Source organism: Cellulosilyticum lentocellum DSM 5427 (genome assembly GCF_000178835.2).
Taxonomy (GTDB): Bacteria; Bacillota; Clostridia; order Lachnospirales; family Cellulosilyticaceae; genus Cellulosilyticum; species Cellulosilyticum lentocellum.
The window spans coordinates 4,303,752-4,329,168 of record NC_015275.1; the positions used below are offsets into that span (position 1 = coordinate 4,303,752).

Annotated in this window: 21 protein-coding genes and 2 pseudogenes; 5 read left to right on the forward strand and 18 right to left on the reverse strand. The window is 34.3% G+C overall.

All coding sequences use genetic code 11. The annotated features are described in order from the left end of the window. Window positions 1-144 precede the first annotated feature (144 nt). A complete protein-coding gene (gene pdxR, locus CLOLE_RS19605) occupies window positions 145-1,551 on the forward strand; it encodes a MocR-like pyridoxine biosynthesis transcription factor PdxR (RefSeq protein ID WP_013658863.1) in 1,407 nt (468 codons plus the stop codon). 76 nt (window positions 1,552-1,627) lie between these two features. Here pdxR and CLOLE_RS19610 read toward each other — a convergent pair whose 3' ends face one another. The 9 genes from CLOLE_RS19610 to CLOLE_RS19650 all read right to left on the reverse strand — a co-directional run bounded on the left by CLOLE_RS19610 (window position 1,628) and on the right by CLOLE_RS19650 (window position 11,972). Then, a complete protein-coding gene (locus CLOLE_RS19610; RefSeq protein ID WP_162145094.1) occupies window positions 1,628-3,115 on the reverse strand; it encodes a hypothetical protein in 1,488 nt (495 codons plus the stop codon). Between the two features lie 147 nt (window positions 3,116-3,262). Further along, the gene (locus CLOLE_RS23705) at window positions 3,263-5,755 is read right to left on the reverse strand and encodes a stalk domain-containing protein (protein ID WP_013658865.1); all 2,493 of its coding nucleotides are present in this window, start codon (window positions 5,753-5,755) and stop codon (window positions 3,263-3,265) included. Between the two features lie 126 nt (window positions 5,756-5,881). After that, entirely contained in the window at window positions 5,882-7,366 is a 1,485-nt protein-coding gene (locus CLOLE_RS19620; protein WP_013658866.1) for an ArnT family glycosyltransferase, read from the reverse strand. Next, window positions 7,344-8,876, reverse strand: a complete 1,533-nt coding sequence (locus CLOLE_RS19625; protein ID WP_013658867.1) for an NAD(P)/FAD-dependent oxidoreductase — start codon at window positions 8,874-8,876, stop codon at window positions 7,344-7,346. Before CLOLE_RS19625 ends, CLOLE_RS19620 begins: the two co-directional genes overlap by 23 nt. Before the next feature lie 221 nt (window positions 8,877-9,097). After that, window positions 9,098-9,625 (reverse strand): hypothetical protein, encoded by a 528-nt coding sequence (locus CLOLE_RS19630; RefSeq protein WP_013658868.1) that lies wholly within the window; start codon window positions 9,623-9,625, stop codon window positions 9,098-9,100. 49 nt (window positions 9,626-9,674) lie between these two features. Further along, window positions 9,675-9,929, reverse strand: a complete 255-nt coding sequence (locus CLOLE_RS19635) for a TfoX/Sxy family protein (RefSeq protein WP_013658869.1) — start codon at window positions 9,927-9,929, stop codon at window positions 9,675-9,677. 57 nt (window positions 9,930-9,986) lie between these two features. Then, a complete protein-coding gene (locus CLOLE_RS19640; protein WP_013658870.1) occupies window positions 9,987-11,024 on the reverse strand; it encodes a hypothetical protein in 1,038 nt (345 codons plus the stop codon). A 233-nt stretch (window positions 11,025-11,257) separates the two neighbouring features. Continuing rightward, window positions 11,258-11,590, reverse strand: a complete 333-nt coding sequence (locus CLOLE_RS19645) for a hypothetical protein (RefSeq protein WP_013658871.1) — start codon at window positions 11,588-11,590, stop codon at window positions 11,258-11,260. Window positions 11,591-11,609: 19 nt separating this feature from the next. Next, a complete protein-coding gene (locus tag CLOLE_RS19650) occupies window positions 11,610-11,972 on the reverse strand; it encodes a hypothetical protein (RefSeq protein ID WP_013658872.1) in 363 nt (120 codons plus the stop codon). Between the two features lie 207 nt (window positions 11,973-12,179). Between CLOLE_RS19650 and CLOLE_RS22195 the strand changes: the two genes are divergently transcribed. Continuing rightward, complete coding sequence (locus tag CLOLE_RS22195) at window positions 12,180-13,478, forward strand: D-alanyl-D-alanine carboxypeptidase family protein (protein ID WP_013658873.1); 1,299 nt, start codon at window positions 12,180-12,182, stop codon at window positions 13,476-13,478. Between the two features lie 56 nt (window positions 13,479-13,534). On the opposite strand, the gene CLOLE_RS24095 is transcribed toward CLOLE_RS22195, so the two are convergent. The 4 genes from CLOLE_RS24095 to licT all read right to left on the reverse strand — a co-directional run bounded on the left by CLOLE_RS24095 (window position 13,535) and on the right by licT (window position 17,954). Beyond that, window positions 13,535-13,618, reverse strand: coding sequence for a fasciclin domain-containing protein (locus CLOLE_RS24095; RefSeq protein WP_083801329.1), 84 nt, complete (start codon window positions 13,616-13,618; stop codon window positions 13,535-13,537). Further along, window positions 13,615-15,036 carry a 6-phospho-beta-glucosidase gene (locus CLOLE_RS19660; RefSeq protein ID WP_041714032.1) on the reverse strand — a complete coding sequence of 474 codons (1,422 nt, stop codon included), beginning with the start codon at window positions 15,034-15,036 and terminating at the stop codon, window positions 13,615-13,617. Before CLOLE_RS19660 ends, CLOLE_RS24095 begins: the two co-directional genes overlap by 4 nt. Before the next feature lie 77 nt (window positions 15,037-15,113). Continuing rightward, the gene (locus tag CLOLE_RS19665; protein WP_013658875.1) at window positions 15,114-16,982 is read right to left on the reverse strand and encodes a beta-glucoside-specific PTS transporter subunit IIABC; all 1,869 of its coding nucleotides are present in this window, start codon (window positions 16,980-16,982) and stop codon (window positions 15,114-15,116) included. Window positions 16,983-17,117: 135 nt separating this feature from the next. After that, window positions 17,118-17,954, reverse strand: coding sequence for a BglG family transcription antiterminator LicT (licT, locus tag CLOLE_RS19670; protein WP_013658876.1), 837 nt, complete (start codon window positions 17,952-17,954; stop codon window positions 17,118-17,120). A 369-nt stretch (window positions 17,955-18,323) separates the two neighbouring features. Between licT and CLOLE_RS24110 the strand changes: the two are divergent. Then, a pseudogene (locus CLOLE_RS24110) lies at window positions 18,324-18,833 on the forward strand (hypothetical protein); the annotation flags it as partial. A 575-nt stretch (window positions 18,834-19,408) separates the two neighbouring features. Here CLOLE_RS24110 and CLOLE_RS19680 read toward each other — a convergent pair. The 5 genes and pseudogenes from CLOLE_RS19680 to CLOLE_RS19700 form a co-directional block, all read right to left on the reverse strand. After that, window positions 19,409-20,233: pseudogene (locus CLOLE_RS19680) on the reverse strand (TIGR02452 family protein). Then, a complete protein-coding gene (locus CLOLE_RS19685) occupies window positions 20,233-20,790 on the reverse strand; it encodes an NADAR family protein (protein WP_013658878.1) in 558 nt (185 codons plus the stop codon). The pseudogene CLOLE_RS19680 and the gene CLOLE_RS19685 overlap by 1 nt, the downstream one beginning before the upstream one ends. Window position 20,791: 1 nt before the next feature. Further along, window positions 20,792-21,799, reverse strand: coding sequence for an AAA family ATPase (locus tag CLOLE_RS19690; protein WP_013658879.1), 1,008 nt, complete (start codon window positions 21,797-21,799; stop codon window positions 20,792-20,794). Further along, window positions 21,796-22,482: a nicotinamide riboside transporter PnuC gene (pnuC, locus tag CLOLE_RS19695; protein WP_013658880.1), complete on the reverse strand. Its 687-nt coding sequence runs from the start codon at window positions 22,480-22,482 to the stop codon at window positions 21,796-21,798. Before pnuC ends, CLOLE_RS19690 begins: the two co-directional genes overlap by 4 nt. Window positions 22,483-22,570: 88 nt before the next feature. After that, the gene (locus tag CLOLE_RS19700) at window positions 22,571-23,500 is read right to left on the reverse strand and encodes an NUDIX hydrolase (RefSeq protein ID WP_013658881.1); all 930 of its coding nucleotides are present in this window, start codon (window positions 23,498-23,500) and stop codon (window positions 22,571-22,573) included. 377 nt (window positions 23,501-23,877) lie between these two features. On the opposite strand from CLOLE_RS19700, the gene CLOLE_RS19705 reads away from it, so the two are divergent. Both CLOLE_RS19705 and CLOLE_RS19710 read left to right on the forward strand, forming a co-directional pair. Next, window positions 23,878-24,378, forward strand: coding sequence for a sigma-70 family RNA polymerase sigma factor (locus CLOLE_RS19705; protein WP_013658882.1), 501 nt, complete (start codon window positions 23,878-23,880; stop codon window positions 24,376-24,378). After that, complete coding sequence (locus CLOLE_RS19710; RefSeq protein WP_013658883.1) at window positions 24,365-25,288, forward strand: anti-sigma-V factor rsiV; 924 nt, start codon at window positions 24,365-24,367, stop codon at window positions 25,286-25,288. The genes CLOLE_RS19705 and CLOLE_RS19710 overlap by 14 nt, the downstream gene beginning before the upstream one ends. Window positions 25,289-25,417 lie beyond the last annotated feature (129 nt).

The following is a 25,417-nucleotide window of genomic DNA, read 5'->3' on the forward strand; positions in this document are numbered from 1 at the left end:
GTATCTTTGTTATTTAATGCTTTACAACTCTTCTGTTTTTTTATAAACTAATTGTATCGATACAATTTAGTATTTCTTGTAAATTAATATATGTATTTTCACACAATTCCCTATTATGGTCAATACAAGACAAGGAGCTTTTTTATGAATATAAACATTGTACCGTTACAATTTGATTTGAATTCAACTGAACCCCTTTATGCTCAGCTTTTTCATTATTTAAAAGATCTTATTATTAAGGGGGACTTAGCTTTTGGAGATAAATTACCTGCTATTAGAAGCTTTGCTAAAGCGTTAGAAGTCAATAATATTACAGTTATTAATGCTTATAAGCAACTAGAGCATACTGGTTATGTGACTTCTAAACAAGGAAGTGGCTACTATGTTTCTAAGCGTCTTACTGAGGAAGCCTCTGTTTTTACACCCAAGCCACTTTATCAACAGGAACTTATTAACTTTTCTAGTGCTTCTCCTGACCCTGGCATTTTCCCTACTGAAACTTTCAAGGAGTATATCGTAGAGGTTATGGATCGTGATAAAGGCTATGCCTTTGGTTATCAAGAAGTTAATGGTTTTATGAAGCTTAGAGAAGTACTGGCACAGTTTTTAAAACAAACTTATGATATTGAAACCAAAGCTGAACTCATTCAAATGGTATCAGGTGCTCAACAAGGTTTAGATATTATTGCTAAGAGTCTTTTATATTCTGGTGATAGTGTGATTACGGAAAATCCTACCTATAACGGTGCTGTAGATGTTTTTAAATCTAGAGGTTGTCGTATTGTCCCTGTTTCCCTTACCCCACAAGGCCTTGATTTAATTGAATTTGAAAAGAAAGTTAAGATTTGTAAACCTAAACTTGTTTATATCATGCCTAACTTTCAAAATCCTACAACTATCTGTTATAACAAGGCTACACTTCTAGCCTTGCTTAAGCTAGCTCATACCTATGATTTTTATCTATTAGAAGAAGATTCTATGTGGGAACTAACTTATGGTACTCGGGGATCTTTATCTCTCAAATCCCTTGACGCAGAAGATAGAGTTATCTATCTTAAAAGTTTTTCCAAGCTTCTTATGCCTGGGCTTCGTATAGGTTTTATTATCATGCCAGAGGCTTTAGTAGAAGCCTTTACCCGTACTAAGCAAACCACGGATATTTCTTCTTCTGGCCTGATGCAACGCGCATTAGAGCTTTATTTTAAAAATAACAAATGGGAAGAACACATTCATTACATGAAAAGAATATATAAAGACCGCTATGAATGTATGCTTAGTAAACTATTAGAACTTGAAAATGATGAGGTAGAGCTTTATAAACCTCAAGGTGGCGTTTGCTTTTGGCTTCGTTTACCTAAAGGGATGTCTGCTCAGCATCTTTATGAAAAATGTCATAAGAAGGGGCTACTCATTTTCCCTTCCCCTATTTTCTTTCCTCATTTAGATCCTTCTAAAGACCGCTACATTAGGCTCAGCTTTGCAGCTTGTGGCATTACTGATATTCAAAAAGGAACTGATATCCTAACTGAGTGTATTCGGACCTATCACTAGGAAATCATCTCATTATTACTGCTAAATTTTTAGTTTAATTAAGCCGTTAGACATGTCTTCTAACGGCTTAATTAAACTATTCTTTTCTACGATAAAGATATCCTGAACTATTCTCTGCTACTTTTTCATAATCCTCTTGAATTTCATTTAGCAAATAATGATTGTTTCCTGCCGCTTCATAATAGGTCACAATCCATTTAGGTCTTTGACTTGTTACAAAGTGGTTAACACCTTCTTCTATAGCTAGGTCTGACTTTGCCATCCAGCTCTGCATTGTAAAATAGTTATAACAAGGCATCATATCATTAATATAAAACCACATGGCAGGTACATCATAACCAAACACTTGATTTCTTTCTTCCTCTGGTATGTACGCCCCTAATACCTTGGCTTGATCCTTATAATCTTTTATGATACTTCTTCTTTCAAAAGGCTTGCCGATACTATAGCAGTTATAACTCATCAAAGCGATAGCTACTAGTATCACTAAATTAAACCTTAAACCTAAAAACTTTTTTAAATCTTTAGTTGCATGCTTTAAAATAAGCATACTTGCCAAAGCTACAACGGGCATTGCTATGACTAAATAATGAATATATTCTCTTCCTCCAATAACTACGCTGAGTAAAACAACTACTGTACTTGCTCCTAGAAATATTGTATATAAGTTATCCTTATATATCTTACATCTAATAAAAGCATATAGACTTATACAGAGGTAGAAAAAAATGCTTCTTTTAAAATGACTATCTAAATGCACACTCCTCCTCATTGTTGTTATACCTTCGCTGCAATACTTTAAATTATGAAGTATGGTAGCATTTAACATTTCCAAAGTATTTCCCTGCTGAAAATGATACAGAAAAAGTGGAAGAGAAATAGTCACTATACCTAAAATACCATAGACAATATACCTACTAGCCTTATTAGGCATATACTTCAGCGTATAAATCCCGATAAAGCCTATAACAACTGCAATTAATGCAATATTATTAGGCCTCATAAAAAATACAAGGCTCAAGTAAACACCTAATAAATAGGCTTGTGAGCTAGTGAGTTCCTTCTTTTCATCCTCTATCCAATTGATAAAAATAGCCAAACTTAGTATACAAAATAAGTTGCCAAATTCCTCTGTGTAATTACCACCAGCTAAAAATAAGCAAGTTCCCCAAAGGTAAATCATAGGCACTAATACAGCTGAAGGTGTTTTTACTAGCTTATATGCTAATTGATACAACACCCTCACTGATATAAACATACATATCACTTCTAAACACCATACACCAAAGGGTCCTTTTATGATTAATTGTGGTAATGCATTAATAAAAAAGATGATAGGCCCTTTATGATCAAATAAACTCTTGTAAAGTATACCTCCTTGGGTTAGGTTTTTCCCCATTAATAAGTAGATGCCCCCATCTTCTCCTAACCGTTCAACTAAAGGACTATTGTTATAAGCAAATATACTCATCATAATTAATGTTATAATGCCCAGGAAAGCATAAACTACATTATTTTCAATAGTTCCCTGATTATATATATACTTTACCTGTGTTTTCTTCATTTTACCTTTATTTGTCACTTTTTCGCCTTCTTCCTGCTTATGTTCACTACCTCTATTTTCTCACTGCTCTACAAAATAAATTAAAACAAAAGATGGCTAGTAGCTAGCCTTATAAGGCTACTAACCATCTTTTATTATATCACTTTATTATTTTACTATCTCAATACTCTTAGAAGATGGAATCCAAAGTACATTGGCTCCTAAATTTTCAGATATATAGCGAATAGGTACGAGTGTCCTTGATTCTTGTATAAGCATTCCCTGATCACTACCTACTTCTATTGTTTGACCATCTAATGTAATCACTACTTTTTTATTTTTAGCATCCCATTTTACTTCTGCGCCCAAGCTTTCAGCTATGAATCTTAATGGAACTACTGTACTACCACCTACAATCTGTGGAGCCACATCATTCGTCCTAGGGCTATCATTTAAAGTACTTATTAAATTCCCTATCTGTAAGTTCACTTTAACTAGTTCAGCTACTTCTGCCATTCCATAAAGGCCTGGCTCAGTAAGATGGGCGGAAAACTTACCTGTTGCCTCATCATAAGTGCCTCCTAATTTTACCACCTTGTAACTACCATCTTCTTTTTGTTCATATTTTACAAAGGTGAGCTTTGTACTATCTCCAAATCTTACTTTTGACAAGTCAATGGTTACTGTTAATGGTTCTCTGAAGACTGATTGTATTTGGCTACTTCCAAATCCTATAGAAAGCGTTGCTTCCGAACCTCCAACCATTGTTATTTTTCCCTCTTGACTTACTTTAAGTTTAATATCTTCTAATTTAACTACTTCTATTGCTGGTAAAGACATTGTCAAATTAGTAACACCTGGATTTGCTAATAGTATTTCTTTTAATGTACTTGGATCAGCTGTTAAACTTATATTTCCAGATTGAATCACTAATGGCTGCCCTGAGTTTATAAGGCTATTAACCGTATCTACTGGAACTGTTGCTACATTATTTGAATTAACTGATACAACTAATGGTTCTCCTGCAGCGGGCAACGTTATCGTTGGCTCAACCTTGGCAGGGCTTGTTGAACTTGATGAGCTTGATGAACCTGATGAGCTTGACGTACTTGTAGTAAAGGTTGATACCTGACTTTCTGTCATGCCTTCTTTGGTTTCTATGTAGGCTTTTACTTCATAAGTTGTATTGCTCGTTAGCCCTGTTACCTTTGTTGAAAAGTTCATTTCATTCACATTTGTAGTAGATGCTTTTATCTCTGTCCATTTACTATCTGCAGCTTTCTTATATTTAAAACCTTGGTTAGTTAATGAATTATCTGATACATACTTTGTAGTAAAAGTAGCCGTACTCGTAGTAACACCACTTATTTGTGCTTTTTCAACACTCTGTGGCCTCTTGCTTGTTGTAAATGTCACTACCTCTCCTTCTTTTGTTCCCTCACTCGTTGTAATATATGCCTTGACACTATACTCAGTATTAGGTAAAAGATTATCTAGAGTTGCCGTTAGGCTACTATTATTTACAGTTGCATCTACATGTTGCCACTGGCTTATCTCTTCACTTGTTTTCTTATATTTAAAGCCTTGTGCTATTAATGAATCATCTGAAAGGTAACTTGCTGTAAAGCTTGCTCCTTGTGTTGTAATGCTTTCTACTTCTGTGGTTCCGACTTCAAAATCTTTAAGTGTTCTAAAAGTTATTTCTTCAGTTTCTATTTTTCCTGTTACTGTTGTAAGATAAGCCTTTACTTTATAGCTTATATTTTTAGAAAGGCTACCTGCCTCAGCTGTCATTTGATTATTACTTACAGTCGTTTCTAAAGCTGTCCACTCTTCTGTTCCTGCCTTTGCTATTTTGATACCCTTGTCAGTTAATGCATTACCGATGCTATATGTTACTGATAGCTTTGCAGAGTTCTTTGTAATCTCACTTACAACTGGATTTGAAATACTTTTATTCTTCCAGATAGCTTCTATCTTAATAGCAGGTTGACCTGATATATCAGTAGCATCTTCATCACTTAGGCTATAAATAGCTCCTGGTAATAATGTTGCTGTTCCTATCTTCCAACCTGATAATTCATAACCCGCTTTTGTTACCTCTGTAGCAGTTGGTAAAATCACAGTATATCCCGCATAAGCATACCACAGATTTCCATCATAATCGGCAACGGGTGCCTCAGGTTTCCATATGCCGTTTTCTTCTTCTATCCATTCACTTTCCACTTCCCAGCTACCTTCTCCTAGGTCATATGCTGCTGCATAATACATTTGCGTTGGATAAATAGCATATTGTGTGTAATTAGTATCACCCAGATACTGCTCACCTGAATAATATGGAATGGCTTTATCTTCTCTTCTTTCTACATACCACTGTTTACCTTCATTAATCGGTGCCATATGTAGGCTCTTTGCTTCTTTAATAGTAGCCCGAGACCATCTTTGTTCTTCTGAAATAATCTTTAAGGATGAACTCGTTGTATAGTAGGCTAAATATTTATACCCTTCATAATTAATCGTATCCCCATCATTGGCTTGAATCTTTTCTCCTACTTTTAAGAATTCCTTCGTTGCAATAACATCTTCTGCCATTACCGGAAAGCTCATCAGGGCCAGTGCAAAAACTAAGAACCATGCTACTAAATTTCTTCTTAATCTCATTTTCTCTCCTCCTTTTCTGAAGTTAGGCTAACCCCTAATCTTCTAATAAAATATCTTTTTATAGTCAATAAATTTATAAAAAGCATCTGATGAATAAGTTGTTATAAGCAGTCTATAAACTACTCATTAAACGTTGCAATACATACTGATACTTAGTAGTGAAAATACTACCATGATCCCTATAAACCCTTTCATATAACACCGTTTCAAAACATCTTGTTCTTTTTCTTCTATCAACTCACTGGTGATTCCTACGAAAATGGCTCCTAGTATGGCTGTTGGTACAATATACCTATAATCCATGGTACAAGTATAAGGATATCTGATGTTAAATCCTATATAAGCAATGTAAAACAAGGTCCATACACTAGGTAAGCCTATTCTCCACACTAGCTTTCCTCTGTAATTTATAACAAAATAACCTATTGCTACTAAAGTTGCTATACACAAAATAGCATGTGTAATAATCAGTAATTGAGCTACTATCTGCCCTCTCATACTAAATTCACCAAACAACGCTCCCTTTAACAGGTACATAGGTGCTGCTTTATCCTGATGGGGGTTATTATAAATAGGACTTAGAAGTCTAGTTAAATCAAATTCTATAAAACGTTGAAAAAAGGACAGATTACCACAATAGTCTTCGCCTTTACCTGTTAACTCATAAACATACATCAGAGGTTGCTTAAAACAGATATAGTTTCTAATGGGATACCAAAGTGCTAGTGGTATAGCTATAACACCAAAAAAAACATATTCTTTTAATATCCCTATGCCTCTACCTTGTTTAATCGACTCTATTAGCTTTAGTAACATGATGCTCCCTGTAAATAGTGCAAGCATTCCTACTGAAAGCTTTGTCATCATACCTAGGCCAAAACCTAATGCCAATGCAATCATGTAAAAAAGCTTGGGTGCCTCGTACCACTTAATGGTATAAAGTATAATGAGTATCATAAAAAAGATAGCTAAGGCATCATTATTAATTCTCCCTGCTAATAAATAGAAATTAGGTAGAAAAGCTATTTGTGCTACTACTATTAATGTCGCTCTTTCTTTTAAATTAAGAGCCTTACATATTTCCTTAGTCATTAAAAGGATTAAGCAACTGGCATAGCAAGAAACGATCTTTGCTGTTTCTATTAGTTGTTCTATATTATTACTTATTAAGAATGGCCTAGTTATTTTAATCATTCCAGCTGCCAAAGCATGAAATAAAGGTGGATGATAATACTGTATATGGTTGCTACTTGGAAGCCTCCCTTCTAGTAAGTGTAAAATATAGCCTGCATGACCTCCCCCTTGTATACTTAATAGGCCCAAATCATGTTGCCTTATAGTACAAGGTGTATATAACATATAGCCTATTCTCATGGTTAATCCTATTAAAACTACAGTTTGTAGAAGTATTTCTTCTTTATTTTTTTTTTGCGTTAATAAAAAGCTTCCTATAAAAATGATGACAACTATAACTAATTTCATAAAGCTTTGAACTGTACTTGTAATGTTCATAGAACTTATATTACCTCTAGAAGTTAATAGAAATGCAATCCATATGACTAGAAATAAGATGCTATATTGCTTTATCTTATTGGTAACAGTTACCTTCATTTACATTCCTCTTTTCTTTCTTCTTTGTTTCATGGTAAACCTGTTCTACATTAACATCCCATAACTCAGCTGTCTCTGTCTTATTAGCTAATATATTTTCTACTGCTACAAAAGCTGTTTTCATGGAATGATCCATATTATTATAATGGTGCTGCCCATTTCTTCCCACGCAGTACAGCTTATCAAAGCTTTCTAAATAAGCTCTTACCTTATCAAACTCTTTATAGCTTCCAAAGTATGCTGGATATGCTTTAGGTACTTTATATCTAATGGCATCCAATACTTCGTCTCCTTGTATGAGTCCTAGCTTAGTTAGCTCCTCTTTTGCAAAGCTAATAAATGACTCATCTGACATACACCATAATTCATCCCCTTCCTCACAGAAGTATTCGAGTCCTAGCCATAGCGTATTTTCTGTATTTTGAGCTAAGTAAGGTGACCAATTATTAAATACTTGCAATCTACCTAGCCTCACATCTTTTTCTTGAATATAAATCCAGTTATCCTGCATAAGTCTTTCAAAACTAACTGAACTTATATGCCTATGTAAAGCTTCTTTATCAATGAGCATCCCTACAGTTATGAAATCTCTATAAGGCAATTCCTGTGCTATTCTAGCTACTTCTCCTTTAGCTTGCATGGCTAACACAAGGTCTTTTATAGGCATAGATGAAATAATGTAATCTACTGTTATGTAATCTTGCTTTCCTTCAGCTGTTGTTATTTCCACCTTGTAGCTATCCTCATTTTGAGGCCTTACTCCTGTCACCTTTGTATTAAGCTTAATAATGCCGCCACTAAGTGTAATTTCTTCTGCCACCTTCTGCCATAACTGGCCTGGTCCATACTTAGGATATATAAACTGCTCAATAAGGGAAGTTTCCTTATGCTGCTCTAAAAGTACTTTCTTCCTTTTAGGAAATAGACTTAAAAAAGCGTTCCATAGAGCTTTGGATAAAGAAAGCCCTTTTATTCTTTGGATTCCCCAACTAGCATCTATTTCTGAAGGATGTTTTCCCCATACCTTATACGTATAGTCTTCAAAAAACATACCATATAAGACTTTTCCAAAGCGATTAATCATAAAATCCTCAAGTGAAACTTCTTGCCTCTTTTTTAATTTAGCTACTATGTAACTAATACTTACTTTTATGCTCTCTTTCAAACCCATATGAGCTAAAGTCTTTTTCCCTAGTGTAATGGGATAATCAAAGAATTTTCTTTTAAAGAAAATATGAGATTGCCTTTCACGAATGAGCATATCCCCTTGTTCTACAGATAGAATCTGTAGCCACCAGTTTACTATCCTCTCATCTTTTGAAAAAAAACGATGCCCTCCCATATCTATGCTATTACCTTTATAGGTTACAGTACGAGCTAAACCACCTACTTTGCTTTCTTGTTCTATGACAATAGGAAGATAGTCATCGCTTCTTCTTAATAACTCCAGCGCAGAAGTTAATCCTGCTACACCTGCTCCTATAATGAGCACCTTTTTCTTTTCTCTCATCCTTTGCCCCTACTTATGGTTTATACGTATATCTTTTCTTAAATCTTTATGATTATAGAATTATTGATTTATTTTTTCAATAATTATTACACGAACGGTTATTTTTTTGCACAAACGGTAGGTTGTCTCCTTTATTAATGATTTTTAAAGCAACAAAGCTCCTATATATTTACAGATAATCCGTTGGATTCATCTATCATATATAGGAGCTTTGTTATTGATTAAAAAAATAAAGATGTAGGTAAATAAAATAGATACGGTGCGGTAAATACTGCTAATGATAAAGCTAGCTTCCTCTTAATAGCTTCATTTAAATCTACTTTTCTAAAACTCACTTTGTAGTTAAACAAATAGATAAAACAGCCTGCTATCAGAATACAAACACTTACCCATAATACAGCATAAATATTCTCAAAAGGATTGTATGTAACTGCATTAGTTAAGTATTTGTACCACCACTCACCTAAAGGTGACTTATTCTCTATAGCCATATCAACAAAATTAACACTAAACATAGCTAATGTCCCAATAAAATCAGATATAAAACCGAAAATCCATACTTTGAAAATCACTTTCTTAGCAATCTCTTTTATCTGATTGACTTTTAATACCTTTAAGGTAACCACTACTACTGTTAAATCAATTAAGAAATTAGCCGGAAATATCACAATCCAAGTTAAAGGAAATAACCATAATAACCAGATTGGAAAAATCAAATTATATAGCTTTGTTTGCTTTTTACTCCCCATTTTTCACCCCTCTTATATTAATTAATACTCATTACGCCCACCTATTAAATTACTTGTGTTCCTCATAAAAATGTTTTAAGTCTTGCTTTGTTTGATTATCTAAATCATGCCATCTGATTCCCTGTACGGCTCCCTCTAGACCGCATAAGCGATTAATACATGCCGAATCATCAATTTCTTTAATCTTTAACCATGCTTTTTTGCTCCCTAAATTCTTTAATTGTTCGGTGGTGGTAATGCCTACTTCGTTAAGCTGTGCTTCTACCACCTTCCCAATATTAGGTAGTTTACTTAGTTCTCCCATTTTCTTTTCCCTTCTTTCAATATTTATTGCTATACCATTTGCGTTGCATGTTTATCCTCACATACCTTTCCTTTTATACTCATAAGATTCTTTAGGATGATTGGTGATATGAATGCCTTGCAAAATGAATTGAGCACTTTCTCCCTTATCTGTACTTATTTTTGAGAAGCAAGTATGTAATGTTACGCCATGAGGTCCTTTGGGTAATTCTTCCCCTTTCCCTGCTAAAAATATACTTGTTGGCCCACTAGCGCCACCTATAATACCAATACTACTAGCACTCTCTGGTTCATACGTATGAGTCGCTTTTCTCTTATAAGATATAGCAGAATCAAATTCTAAACGTTCCTTTTCATTAAGAGCTGGTACTATTTCATATGTTGCTGAAGTAACATAGAATTTCTCTCCTAGCATGGCCTGTTCTGGTAATTCAACGGATTCTTCTATTTGAAAATATAAAGTATGTTCTATCTCCGTAGTCGGATGCTTGAATTTTATTTCTTTGGTCTTGTCTAAATCTGATAGCTGAAACCGCTGTCCTATAGGATAAAATATCTGTTCTTCATAAGTAACAAGCTTTAGAGTATTAATGACATCTCCCCTTTCTTGTCTTCTAATACGCATCCTAGCCTTTGCTTCTTTAGGATAAGGCACACAAAATCTTTGACAGGCAAAACAGCTGGTATGCTTTAGATTTCTTTTATAAGCACTTTTAATAGGCTTTAACTCATCACTGTCATGTAAGAATGGCATTTGTATACTTCCAGTACTACTATAACCTCTCTCTATCCTTTTCCCATTAATCCAAATTTCTGCTAGGCTTACTTCTTTATAAGGGTGCTCTTGCTCTAACTGTCTTCTCTGATTTTGACTAAGCTCTTTTTCATTTATTCCTTCACATTTCTTAGCAAAGGCTTCTAGCTCTTCTTTCTCTATAATTGTTATAATATCGAATACGATACCTTTACTGAATCTATACGCACAAGGAATAATACGTTTTCTTCCCAAATGATTAAAGCTCCAGTTTAATACTTGTTTCGTCCCTGTTTTTCCTCTGGGTCCTTCCCATAAGGAAGCACTATAGTAAACCTCCATTTTGCCACCATTCCCTATCACAATATTTTCATCTATTGCTATTAACTGCTGATTTTATTTATATTATAGCATTTCTCAACGAAGCTAAAACATTTATATTCATTTAGTAGAAAAGGCACTACCCGTAGGCAGCACCTTAGCTTGATAAAGCTTATTAAGTCTTATTCATATATTGGCAAGCAAAAGGATTACTTGCATTTGTTATTAACTTCGTTATATGTTTTAAAGCCGAATCAAGTATTTGCGAAAAGTGTACCTGAGTAAAATGCCATGTATCCAGCACTAGTCTTTTTAGTTGAAATTAAATATAAGGTCCCTGACCACCATAATCCACCTGAAAATTCGGTATAGTAATAACTCTCTGCCACCTCCTCAAGCGTATCATAGGTTATTACTACATTTTCCTTAAACTTAGATACGACTGCCTTGGGTATTTCTGTAGATGAATCTGCATCATTAATGACATCTGCATTACTTAACTCACTTGCAAAAGCCATTTGCCCAGGAACCATTAATGCTCCCATCAATGCTATTGATAAAACTAGCTTCTTTACTCTCTTACCCATACCATCACATCCTTTGTTTTTAATTATCTTTAATCACCTTATAGGTGACTAAAAATCCTCCTGCTTTTCCTATCCTTACGGCATCAACAAACTCATATTCTCTATCTAAATATGCATTTTCAAGCTCTTTAGCATCTAATACATCTTGTGCTTTAACACTATTACCTGCTTTAATACATTCATCCCATGTGCTATATACAACATGAATTTCTTGTTTTTTTACTGGAATAGTTTTAGTGTTTTCTTGAGATACTGCACTAACATTAGATACTTCATCAACATTATTCACTTTAAAAATATTATGTATTGAAAAAAAATTAAGTGCTATTGTCAATCCTATTACTGACCATAATAACGTTTTTTTTAATACCTGATTAATCATAGCCACCTCTTCAATTATTTATATATATACTACTGAATTTTTACAAAAAACTCAATATTTTTATTATTATTGACGTATTATTTATATCTTTTTTTATATATTTTCTATTCTATGTATGTAAACTTTATGCTAAAATTACTTGTATTTATATTTATTCTATTTTAAATATTTATATAAATAAAGCGCCATTTTAGGAGGCCCAAGGTAATGAAAAAGTCAGTTTATGTATTAACGTTTTTATTCATTCTATGTATTAGTCCTTCATTCTTAGCTAAGCCTACAGTTGAAGCTAGAGGCGCTATATTAATTGAGGCTAAGACCAATACTATTCTCTATGAAAAGAATGCTTATTCTAAATTTTATCCAGCAAGCATTACTAAACTTTTAACGACTCTCATTATAGAGGAACAACTCTCTGAAAATCATATCATTACTAAAAGTCAAAATAGCGTTAATACAATTCCTAAAGATAGTAGTGAAATCGGCTTAAAGATAGGCGATAGTTATAACAAAGTCAACGGTCTTTATGGTTTATTATTAGGTTCAGATAATTTTATTGCTCATGACTTAGCCTTAGCTCATTCTGGTAGTATTAGTAACTTTGCTGAGTTAATGAATACAAGAGCAAAAGCCCTTGGTGCTAAGAATACTCACTTCACTAATCCTCATGGTTATCATGATCCTAATCATTACACAACCCCTTATGATATGGCGCAGATTGCTAAAGGCGCCTTTGATAACCCTACTGTTCAGAAAATTGCTGGCACAGCTCAGTTTAATTTCTATGTGAATAATAAAAATAAATATATCCCTATAAAAAATACTTCTAGATTGCTAAAAAGCGAAACCCCTTACTATAATCCAGCAGTAGTTGCTTGTAAAACAGGTTACCATTCTGATGCAGGCCAAACCTTAGTAGCAAAAGCTGTTTATGGTGATATGGAGCTTATTGCTGCAGTCATGTATGAAAAGACACCTAATCAATACATAGATGTGAATAAACTTTTTGACTATGCTAAAACCTATTATGGTGTAGAGCAAAAAAGTGATATTTACACCCTTAAAAATAAAACCATTACCCCTTGGTCAGAACCTAGTATTACTAGAGCTGTAGAAAAAGGCTGGGCAAATAATGCTACTAACTATAATGATACCATTTATACCGAAGATTTAGTGGCAATGCTGAAAAAAGTTGGAGCAAGCTATAATGGCATAACCATGCAAGAAGTCTATGACTTAGTTGGGCTAAAAAAAGGAGATTTGATAACACGAAGTAGCTTTGCTGAAATCATGACCTTTGCCGCAAAGAAATGGCAGCTTACTCTGGCTATTACGACTACCAAACCTCTCCCTAGTGATGTGACTCATCTTTCTGACGATACTAAAGCTGCCATCTCCTATATGATAGACCGTGACTTAATGCTTCCTTCAAATTTTCTTTTTAATCCAAATCGCATATTAACTTTTGCTGAAGCAATTTCAACTATTGATAGACTTCCACTGTAGTATAAAAGGTCAAAAGGCTTATACATAATGTATAGCCTTTTGACCTTTTATACTACTTACTCATTATTAGGAGGCATCATCACTTTATCAATAATATGGATAACACCATTCTTAGTTACTATATCTTTCTTATGAATCATAGTCCATTATTCTCAATAATTTTTTTATACCAATAGAAGGATTTCTTTTTATATCTTTTTAAGTCTCCATTACCAGCATTATCTTTATCTACGTAAATAAAACCATAGCGTTTTTTCATCTCACCTGTTGAGGCACTTACAAGATCGATACATCCCCAAGGTGTATAACCTAATAAGTCTACACCATCTTCTTCTACTGCTTCAATCATTGCCTTAATGTGTGCTTCTAAATAAGCAATTCTGTAATCATCATCTACTGTGCCATCTTCTTTTAAAGTATCTACTGCACCTAAACCATTTTCTACGATGAAAAGTGGTTTTTGATAACGGTCATATAAAGTATTCATTGTAATTCTAAGACCAAGTGGGTCAATTTGCCATCCCCATTCACTTTCAGGTAAGTGTGGGTTTTTGATACCAGCAAAGGCATTCCCTAACTTTGGCTCACCTACTGTTGGATCTGCACTCACTACTCTTGATGAATAATAACTAAATGCAATGAAATCTACTGTGTTTTCTCTTAAGATCTTTTCATCTTCTTGACCCATCTCAATTTGAATATTGTTATGTTCTAAGAATTTCTTAGCATAGTTTGGATATTCTCCTCTTGATTGAACATCAATAAAGAAGTAATTTTCTCTATCTTTACCTAATGCTGCAAATACATCTTCTGGTTTACAGCTATATGGATAGTAATCTCCTGCTGCAAGCATACAACCTACTTTGTTTTCTGGATTAATGTCGTGAGCAAGCTTAGTTGCTAAAGCTGATGCTACTAGTTCATTATGAGCTGCTTGGTATTGTACTTGAAGTTTGTTGTCTCCTTCTTCGAACATAATCCCTGCCCCCATAAATGGTAAGTGCATGAGCATATTGATTTCGTTAAATGTCATCCAGTATTTAACTTTACCATTAAACCTTTTGAAAATCGCTTCACAATATCTTACATAAGCATCGATTACTTGACGACTTCTCCATGAACCATACTCTTCTACAAGTGTAAGTGGTAAATCAAAGTGACAAATTGTAACAACTGGTTCAATATTGTATTTTAATAATTCATCAATGAAATCTTCATAGAATTTAAGTCCCTCTTCATTTGGCTCTAATTCTTTACCAGTTGGAAAGATACGTGACCACGCAAAAGAAAAACGATAGCATTTAAAGCCCATTTCTGCAAATAAAGCAATATCTTCTTTATAGTTGCCATACATATCAATGGCTTCATGAGAAGGGTAGTATGCATCCTCTGGCAAATCTTTATAGTGCATTTCACCCTTCATAATAGCTTTTCTATATTCTCCATGAGGAATGACATCTACTGTTCCAAGGCCTTTGCCTCCTGATAAATAACCACCTTCACATTGATTAGCAGCTGTTGCGCCGCCCCATAAAAAATCTTTTCTAAGTCCACTCATCTTCTGTCCCTCTTTCCCAAAAGGGGATGCTACCAAATAGTCTCCTATTAGTACATCCCCCTTATTTATATACTTAATTATTTTACTACTTTAATAACTTCTTCGCCCATTTTTACAGCTCTATCATTAATTGGTAAGATACCGCTATATTCAGCATTGTTAGTTACGATAACTGGTGTAATGATATCATAGCCTTCACCTTTAATACCATTTAAATCAAAATCTACAAGTGGTGAGCCTACTTTTACTTTATCTCCTGCTTTAACATAAGCTGTAAAGTACTTACCACCTAATTTAACTGTATCAAGACCTACGTGGATTAATAATTCTGTTCCATTATCATCTACTAAGGCAATAGCGTGTTTTGTTTCAAAAATCATTGCTACTGTTCCATTTACTGGTGAAACCACTTTACCTTCTGTTGGGATAATAGCCATCCCTGGCCCCATAATTTCTTCTGCAAAAGTTAAATCATTTACTTCACTTAATGCTACTGCTTCTCCAGTAAGAGGTGCACAAATAACTGTCATTCCCTCTTTAGCTGGTGCTTTTTTTACTTCTTCTTTTTTCTCTTCTACTGTTTCATCTACTGAATCTTTATAAAGTGCAAATGCAATAATAAATGCTACCACAATACTGATTACTACACCTATACATGCATAGTAGAAGTTAGACATTGAATCTCCACCGATATAAACTGGTAATGTTAATAGTCCTGGAGAACCTGTTGCATATCTAGCAACTCCAAATATACCGAAAAATAGACCACCAATACCTCCACCAATGATAGATGCATAAAGACCTATCTTAGTTTTTAAGTTTACACCATATAATGCTGGTTCTGTAATCCCACATAAACCTGTAATACCTGCAGTACTTGCTAATTGTTTAAATTCTGAGTCTTTTGTTTTTAAAGAAATAGCTAATGCTGCTCCACCTTGAGCCACATTAGAAACCATCATTCCTGGTCCTACAAATGTATCATAACCTAATGTCATAATATTATTAATTCCAATTGGAATAATGCCGTAATGTGTTCCTGTCATAACTAAAAGTGGTGATAACGCCCCTATGATTGTTGGTACTAACCAGCTTGCACGTGCTTCAATTGCACCAATACCAACTGCAACTTTATCACTAATAATGTAACCAAGTGGTCCAACAACAACTAATGTCGCAATACCTACTACCATTGCTGTAATTAATGGTTTTAAAAAGAACTTAACTGCTTTTGGTGATACTTTATCAGCAAATGGTTCTACATAAGACATTAACCATACTGATAAGATAATAGGAATTACGCTTGACCCATAGCTGGCTAATGGAATATTCATACCGAATACTGCGATACCTGTACCTGCTTCTTTAGCAGCAGTAATCATGCCTGTAAATGTTGGATGAAGTAGCATTCCACCAATCATCATGGCCATATATGGATTAACTTTGAACTTTTTAGCTGCTGAATTCGCAAGTAAGATTGGCAAGAAGTAAAAACCTGCATCTGCCATAAAGTTTAATACTTGATAGGTTTGTGAATCATTAGTAATTAGCTTGGTGGTAATAAGAATGGCTAATACTGCTTTAAGCATACCTGCTGCTGTAATAGCTGGTAAGACTGGTGTGAAAATACCCGAAATCGTATCAATTACTTTATCCGCTATCTTACGATTATCTTTTTCTTCTCCCGCATTACTATTTTCTAATTTTGTCATGCCCATAATCTCTTTGAAAACATGTGATACATCACTACCAATAATAACTTGATATTGACCACCGCTACTTACAACACCCATAATACCTTTAGTTTGTTTAAGCTTTGCAGTGTCCGCTTTCTTTTCGTCTTTTAAGGTAAAACGTAATCTTGTTGCACAATGTACAAGTGATGCGATATTGCTTTCCCCACCAACTAGGCGAAGAATTTCTTCTGCTAAACTTTTGTAATTCATCGTGTCATCCTCCCTTATTCTTTAAAAATGGAATAAAAAAATACCTAAATAAGAATCAATTAGTCGAAAACTAATTCATTTTTATTTAGGTATAGCCTACTTAAAGTAACAATCCTATTTTATATAATAATCTGTTTATATAGTTGTAGTAATACGATTAATGTGAATGGTTAAATAAATCATTTCATCTTCAGTAAGGTCACAATTAAATTCTTGCTTAATATAATCTCTTACCTTCAAAGTACATTCATACTCTTTCTTATACTTAAGCTTTAAAACTTCGATAAACTGAGAGTCCTGATCCTCTATTTTTACCCCAGTGAAAATACGCTGAGCAAAAAATTTAAGGTGTGTGATAAAGCGTTCATAATGAATAGAGTATTCATCAAGTTCCAGTTTGAAATGGTATTTGATGATGCTTAGTATTCTTTGAATCATCTTTGTCATATCTGTGGTTTTTTCCATAGATAAATCATCCATAAGAGCATTTACAAAATGAAGGGCAATAAAACCAGCTTCATCCTCTGGTAAACTCACACCTAGTCTACGTGAAATAATATTAAGTGCTTCTTTCCCTACTAAAAACTCGTGATTATAAAGCTTTTTTATCTCCCAAAGTAGTGCATTTCTAATGGCCACGCCATTTTTCCGACGTTCTAGCGCAAAATTAATGTGATCTACTAAGGTAATATAAATGTTTTGGTTTAACTTTTTACCTAACGAAGCCTTAGCAAAGCTAATAATTTCGTTAGTAGTTTGGATTTGTTCAAGAGGTATCTTTTCGAGAAGTTGAATAAGCTGAGAAGAGTTAGTTTTATCATTTACTGTATAAATCTTTTCAATTAAGCTTTCATTAATCTCGTCTCCTGGAACCTTTTTAAATCCTAGTCCACATCCCATAACCAATACTTCATTATTCTTATCATCAAAGGATTTGATGAGGTTATTATTAATGACTTTAACAACTTTCATAATCCGTGGTACCTCCCTATTTTATCCAAAAAAGGCTATACCACCTCCGTGAATAGAACAATAAATAAAACCTATTCATTCACAAAATGGTATAGCCTGCATTACCAGTAACAATCCAACTATTTATTTAATTGATTATATTTACATAATATACGAATTCGATATATATGTCAAGTATCTATTGTGTTTTTCTACATTATAAATTATTGTTTAGACTCATTTTTATTAATTTTAACCAATTTTTTCTTTACTTCGCTTTGTGTACTATCTGGTTCCTTTTTAGTAAATAATTGCTATGCATTAATGTGACATTCAGCCCATCAAATTCATATTATTAAAATAGCACAATATTATATAAGGAGTTAAACTATGAAACAGACTCATCATGAACATCATACCGAATGTTCCTCTCATTGTCATTGTAATTGCTGTGAGAGTTGCTCTTCTAATTCATGCTGCGATGAACATTGTCCTAGTCCGCTGTGCTTTGAATGTACTGGTCCCACTGGCCCTCGTGGTCCTCAAGGTCCTACTGGACCTACTGGGCCTACTGGGCCTCGTGGTTTTCAAGGTCCTACTGGGCCTACTGGTTCTCGCGGTCCTCAAGGTTTTACTGGACCTACTGGGCCTACTGGTCCCCGTGGTCCTCAAGGTCCTACTGGTCGCCAAGGCATCCAAGGCATTCAAGGCCCTATTGGTTCTACTGGTCCTCAAGGTGTCCAAGGTATCCAAGGTGTTCAAGGCCCTATTGGCCCTACTGGACCTCAAGGTCTTACTGGTATACAAGGTATTACTGGACCTACTGGACCTACTGGGCCTACCGGACCTCTAGGTAGCCAAGGCATTCAAGGTCCTACCGGTCCTACTGGGCCTGCAGGAATACTCATTAATAATTATGCTCAATATACCTTTAATGACTTTGTCACTTCTTTAAATGATATATCTTTATTCCAAGCCTTTGATGTTGGTAGAACAACTAAACTTTTAAATGCCACAACAATACAATTAAAAGCAGGCTATACCTATCAAATTAGTTATATAGTACTAGGTACTCCTGGTGTAAATAGTTCTTTTCAGATTGTCCCCTATATTAATTCGTTATTCCAAGGTGCTTATGCTGCAACTGCTGTTACTAATACCGCTAGCAATGGTAATGGTACTGCATCAGGAACGTTCATAACTATTGCTGCTAGCACCTGTGCTGCAACTTTATCTTTTAAGTTTAGTAGCCCTATGACTTCTTCTGTTGGAGTACTTGGTTCTATTTCAATTGTGACCATTGCTCCCACTGCATAAGTTATTAACTAGCTTTGTATTTGAATAATATTTTAGAAAAGGGTATACCAATGATGTTCTTTCTAAATATAGTTGCTACTGGTAAATTAACTAAAATAATAAAGGAAATATAGACATAAAGAGACTATCACTTCTCATGTGATAGTCTCTCTCTACTTTCAACTCCAAATCCTTTGAAATGCTCTTAAACATTTTTTATCTTTAGAGATATCTAAAATTGCGAAGCAGATCTCATCAAAATAAACTCCATAGTTTTCTTCTACTATTAGTTCCTTCCACCACTGAGCAATCTCTAAAGGATCATTTCTAAACACCCCACAACCATATGCCCCTAATATCAGGTATCTAGCTCCTTCATTAATAAATATGGCTAAGGCGATTCTCATACGTTCTTTCATAGCGGCTTTGGCTAAATCTATGGATTCTCTTTTTTGTATAACTTGCCCCATGTTAACTGCTGGCAGGGTTAATACAGATGCCGTCACTGGCTCCTCAACTAATTGAAAGTTTTTATCTCTAAAAAACACCACCTCAGGCGAATAGATTCCATGATGGGTATACATCATGGACTTAAACCCCCGGTTAGCTTCATAGTACCTTGGATGTTTGAGTTGTGTTCCATATAATCCACTAGATGCTGCTAGACTCTCTTCTTATGCCATTGCTCCATTTAAAAATCCACCTCCCGGATTCTTAGCACTTGCAAAATTCAAGATACCTATTTGAGTCTTACCTTCTCTATTCCACTTAAAGATCTTCTCCACGGTACTTTTATCACATATACTTGTGATGGCCCTCTGGCCTTTCTTTTGCTTAATTATCTTTATTAATTCTAGACCTTGCTCTGGTGTATATAGCTTACTACCTTCCTCTGATTGCTTCTGTAATTGACTAATATCTATTTTATTACCATTAACTTCGTAATAGCCTTGCTTATAATATGCAACAGTTTCCTCTGCTATTTCTTTTCTTCCCACTTTCATCACCCTTTTCTCTTAAGGATTGACTCTCTTACTTCTGTAAGGGCAAAACCTAATAAGTTTTTACCTTCCCATTTCATAGGATTTTCTACAGCTTCATTTCTTTTATCCATACCAATTCCCCAAATCTTATCCACTGGACTAGCTTCTACTAAAATGCTTCCTTTAGTGTTTAAAAGATAATTTAGTAATTCTGGATTTTGAGAAAACTTTTCCATATTTCCTCGTTTAACAATTTCATAACAATGTTCTTCCCATACTTCTTGTTTAAAACCTTTGACAAGACGACCTAATTCTTTCATTTGTTTGGGATGAACTACCTTTAGAATCTTTTCTGCTACTTCCTCATCTTCAAATAACCTAGCTTTTTCAGCCATCATATATTGTTCCGCGCAGCTATACCAAATTTCATCTACTTGAAATTTGCAAGGCCACCATTGACTAAAACAACTGGTATCTATAGTATCTACTTTATTGGGTGTATGTCCCCAAAAGAATATATATTTATAAGTCTTTCCTGATTGATACTCCTTTTGCAAGCTTTCTAAATCAAAAACCATATTAAAGCTCCTTTCCAAAGAAGTTATTATAAGGCTCAAAGCTTTCTAATACCCTCTCTACCTTTTTAATTCTTTCTTCTAGGCTTCCTTCTAAAGTAATATAAGGAATTCTTCTTTGTTTTAAGTCAGCAATAATCTGCTTATGAAATACATGTCTCTTTTGATCACCACTTCTATCCCAAGTATCATCATAAGGAGTGTCATCTTCGCATAAGAAGAATAAATCATACCGACTACTATTCTCTAATGCTAATCTGGTAAGTAAATCTGGTGCTTTACCATGATAATCTAGCGCAAACATATAAGTGGTAATAGCATTAGTATCAACAAAACAATATTTATCAGCTTCTAAAAATGCCTTCTCTTCCCTTTCAATATGTCCTACGGCAATTTCATCAAAGGCCTCAAAGCTTATCCTGCGATCTACTTGATGTTCACTCCAATAATCCCTACCATACTCACTAGCAAAAGTCGTATGATACTTTTTGGCTAAAGCTTCTGTTATAGTAGATTTACCAGTAGACATGGCACCTACGAAAACAACTTTAATAATAAGGTCTCTATAAACAACATCGCTTAGGAACTCTCTATACTGATAAGGATTGGTGCGAATCATAGTTGCAGATATAGGCACTACTTTTCTCGCTTCATCTATTCTTCTATCTATGGCTCCTAAGGCCTTAGCCATATGTTCTCCATAGTATTCGCTGCAATAAAAGGCATCTACTTTCTTACCATTCAGTAATCCTAAAATATATTGCTCTTCTCTAATCTCATACTCTCTTTCATGAGAATACCCTACCGGTCCATCCCAAGCTTCTATGACTGTTACCTGAGGATACAAGGTTCTTATCCAATTAGCTCTTACATAAAGAGGTATTGGCATCACGTCTGTATCATAAATCACTACAATAACTTCATCATTTTCCTCAAGAGCAGTTTCGATAACATATTGATGACCTTTATGAAAAGGTGCATACTTCCCAAGTGTAAGTCCTACCTTGCTCATGCCGCCACCTCCTCACTTTGTTTACTTGCTCCCTTACTCCAAGTATATAGACCATAAAATGCATTGATTAAATAAGCACTCCACATAACAACCATAATAATACCATCCGGACTTCCTGCTACTGTTCTAATGCCCCACATGATGATAGTAAAAATATTAAGAGCGATATAAACCATCCATTGCTCACGGTATCTCTTTACCATTAATATAGTTGCTACAATAGATAGGAGATTTGTCGTCGCATCTATAAAAGGTGAGTTTTGACCTTGTATGAGCGACAGACCATAACCTAATGCAATAATGCCTATCACACATATAACTCCTGTTATAAAAACCCCCTTTAAATTCATACGTTTCATTTCTACAACGCCTTCATCTAAGTGCTTTTTCCACATAATAAATCCCACTATATTCATAGGTACAAAGAATAGCAGATTTAATGCTACTTCTCCAAATAAACCATTTTGATAAGCAAGCCACGCATAACCAAAGGTATTATACATACCGAAAATATAGCTTGTAATATTCCCTTTAGCCGTTAATACGACACACAACACCCCCGTTAAAAACACAGTAAAGCCAAAGAAACTATCCTTTTTTGCAATCGTAATTCCTATAGCCACAGCGCAAAATAGGCCTAACCAAAGTAATTCATAAGCATTCCATTTTCCTATTTGTTTCATTTTTCTCTCCCCATTTCTTTTATTGTTCTCCTTATTTTCGTTTTTCTAATCTATTAATAAACCTTCTCCACTCCTGCAATGTAACTATCTAATCCATCCAATTTTTTTCATATAATCTAGATGGCCTATGTCCTACTTTATCTGTATAGTTCTCCGTTTCTTTTACTAAATCTACTATCTTTCTTCTAAAAGCAGCCTTTAATAAAGGTTTATCTAGAATCACTTCATAGACCTGTTGAAGCGCTGTTAAAGTAAATTGTCTTGGCATCAGATGCAAGGCTATATCTGTGTATTCTATTTTTCCCCTTAGGCGTCCTACAGCATAAGCAATGATCTTGGCATGGTCAAAGGCTATACCGGAATTCTTTGTAATGAATAATTCACTCGTTCTCCCATTATCATTTATTACTACTTTCTTTTCTATCTCCGCTTGTAACTGAATTTTTTCTTTCTTTTCCTTCCTATCCACCCTTTGGTTTTGTTCTTCTCTAGCTTCTAGACTAAGCTGATACCTTTCATATTTAGTAAGCCCCCCCTCTTTTGTTTCTTCTGTTTCTTCTATTTTCTTATAAATAAGCTTAAACCATTTTGCCTCATCAGCATCATCTCCTGCTTTTAGTTTAACAAGACTTTGGTCAACTAGTGCCATATACGCACAGCTCATTACCCAAGTTCTTGGATCTCTCCCTAGCTCACTAAAGGTATACAACTGCTCTAGGTATACTTCTTGCACCCCAGTTTCTTCACAAAGCTCTCTTTGAGCAGCTTGCTCCGTTGTTTCTGTAGGCCTTACAAATCCACCTGGCAGTGCCCACTGACCTAAAAAAGGATGCTTTCCTCTTTTGATTAATAGAACCTGGAGCTCCTTCTCTGGCAACTTACGATAATTCTCTTTCTCCGATTCTGCCACAGTAAAAATCACCATATCTGTAGCTACTGAAGGCCTTTCAAACTCACTACTAGAATATGTGGACAAATATTCAGCCTCACTGATTTTCTTATGATTAATCTCTTCCATGCTATCCTTCTCCTTCTCTCAACCCGTGCTATCTATAAGTACGCTTATCCATTTATACTTATGGGTATTCTTTTCCATTATCATCTCATAAATCTACTGTTAGTTATATTCTGTTATTATCTTTTTGTTACTAACATAGTATATTATTTTTTCACGATAGTCAATATTCAGATTTTAACTTTAGAATTACTCTCCAAATTGAAATTCGTAATATATAAGTGAAGGTTCTCAGCAGCCTTCACTTATATATTACGAATTTCAATTTACTTAACTTCAATAAAAGAATATTTTACTCACTTGAAACTTCTACTAGCCTTAACTAGTCTAATACATGTAACAACCCATTAGAAACTACTATGATCATAGAAGGTAAGCATATGGAAAATAAAATCATTAACTATATCATTGAAAATAAAGAAAAATACTATCGCATAGCCTATAGCTATGTGAAAAATAAGGAAGATGCTCTTGATATCGTTCAAGATGCCATTGTCAAAGCTCTTCGATATCAGCATACCTTAAAGGATGTGAACTATCTTAATACTTGGTTCTGTAAGATTATCATTAATACCTGTAAAACATATTTACAAAAGAAAAACCGTTACATAGACACCTGGGATGAAGCTTTAGAAAGTTATGGTGAACCCACCTACGACCATTACAAACCTTTTGAACTAGAAGAAGCTCTAGACCACTTATCCTATAATGAAAAAACCATTGTTCTTTTAAGGTATTACAATAGCCTAGAACTTAAAGAAATAGCCCATATTATGGATCAAAATCTTAGCACTGTTAAGTCCACCTTATATCGTGCATTAAAAAAATTAAAACCTTTATTAGAAAATGATTATCGAGGTGAAGCCCATGAACAAGTATAAAGCAGACGAAACACATAATGAACAACTAACCAATCAACTTTTAGAACACATGAATACTATTGAAATTCCTAAAGAACTAGATAGTCTAGTGAATGCCGCTATTGAAAAAGGTAAAAAAACAGAAAGGATGATTATTATGAAAAAATGGATTAGAAATAGCACTGCCACTGCAGCTGCAATCATTGTTGGTTTTGTAGGAGCTACTAACTTAAGTCCTACTTTTGCTAAGTCTTTAAGCGATATTCCAGTTGTTAATACCTTAGTTAAAGTTGTTAGTTTTATACAATTTGATTATCATGAAGATACCTATGAAGCTACTATAGATACACCTGTATTAGAAGGCTTAACTAATGAAAAGCTAGAAGCTACTTTAAATCAAAAATACCTAGAAGAAAACAAAAAACTCTATGAACAATTTGAAAAAGACGTTGCTGACATGAAATCTTTTGAAGAAGGTGGCCACTTAGGCGTAGATTCTGGTTTTGAAATTAAAACTAATAATGATCAAATTCTATCTATCGCTCGCTACGTCGTGAATACTGTTGGTTCTTCTTCTACAACTATGACCTATGATACTATTGATAAGCAAAACGAGATAATTATTACACTTCCAAGTTTATTTAAAGATGATAGTTATATAGAAATCATCAGTGAAAATATTAAAGAGCAAATGAGAACCAAAAGAGCTGCTGATTCAAACTTAATGTACTGGATTGCCGGTGAACCTGATGCTATTGATGGCTTTGATCGCATTTTAGCTGACCAATCATTCTATATTACAGATCAAGGTAAACTTGTTATTTCCTTTGATAAATATATTGTAGGACCTGGCTCTATGGGTATTCAAGAATTTGAAATCCCAACTGATACGATTCAAGATATTCTAGTAAGCAATACCTATATTAAATAAATCTCACCCATTTAAAAACCCAAGAACTTTACACACTAAAGTTCTTGGGTTTTTTTTACATAAAGATTACGTTAAACATTTCCCAGAGTATTCTTATTTTATTGATATTTTTTTTAGAAGAAATATAAT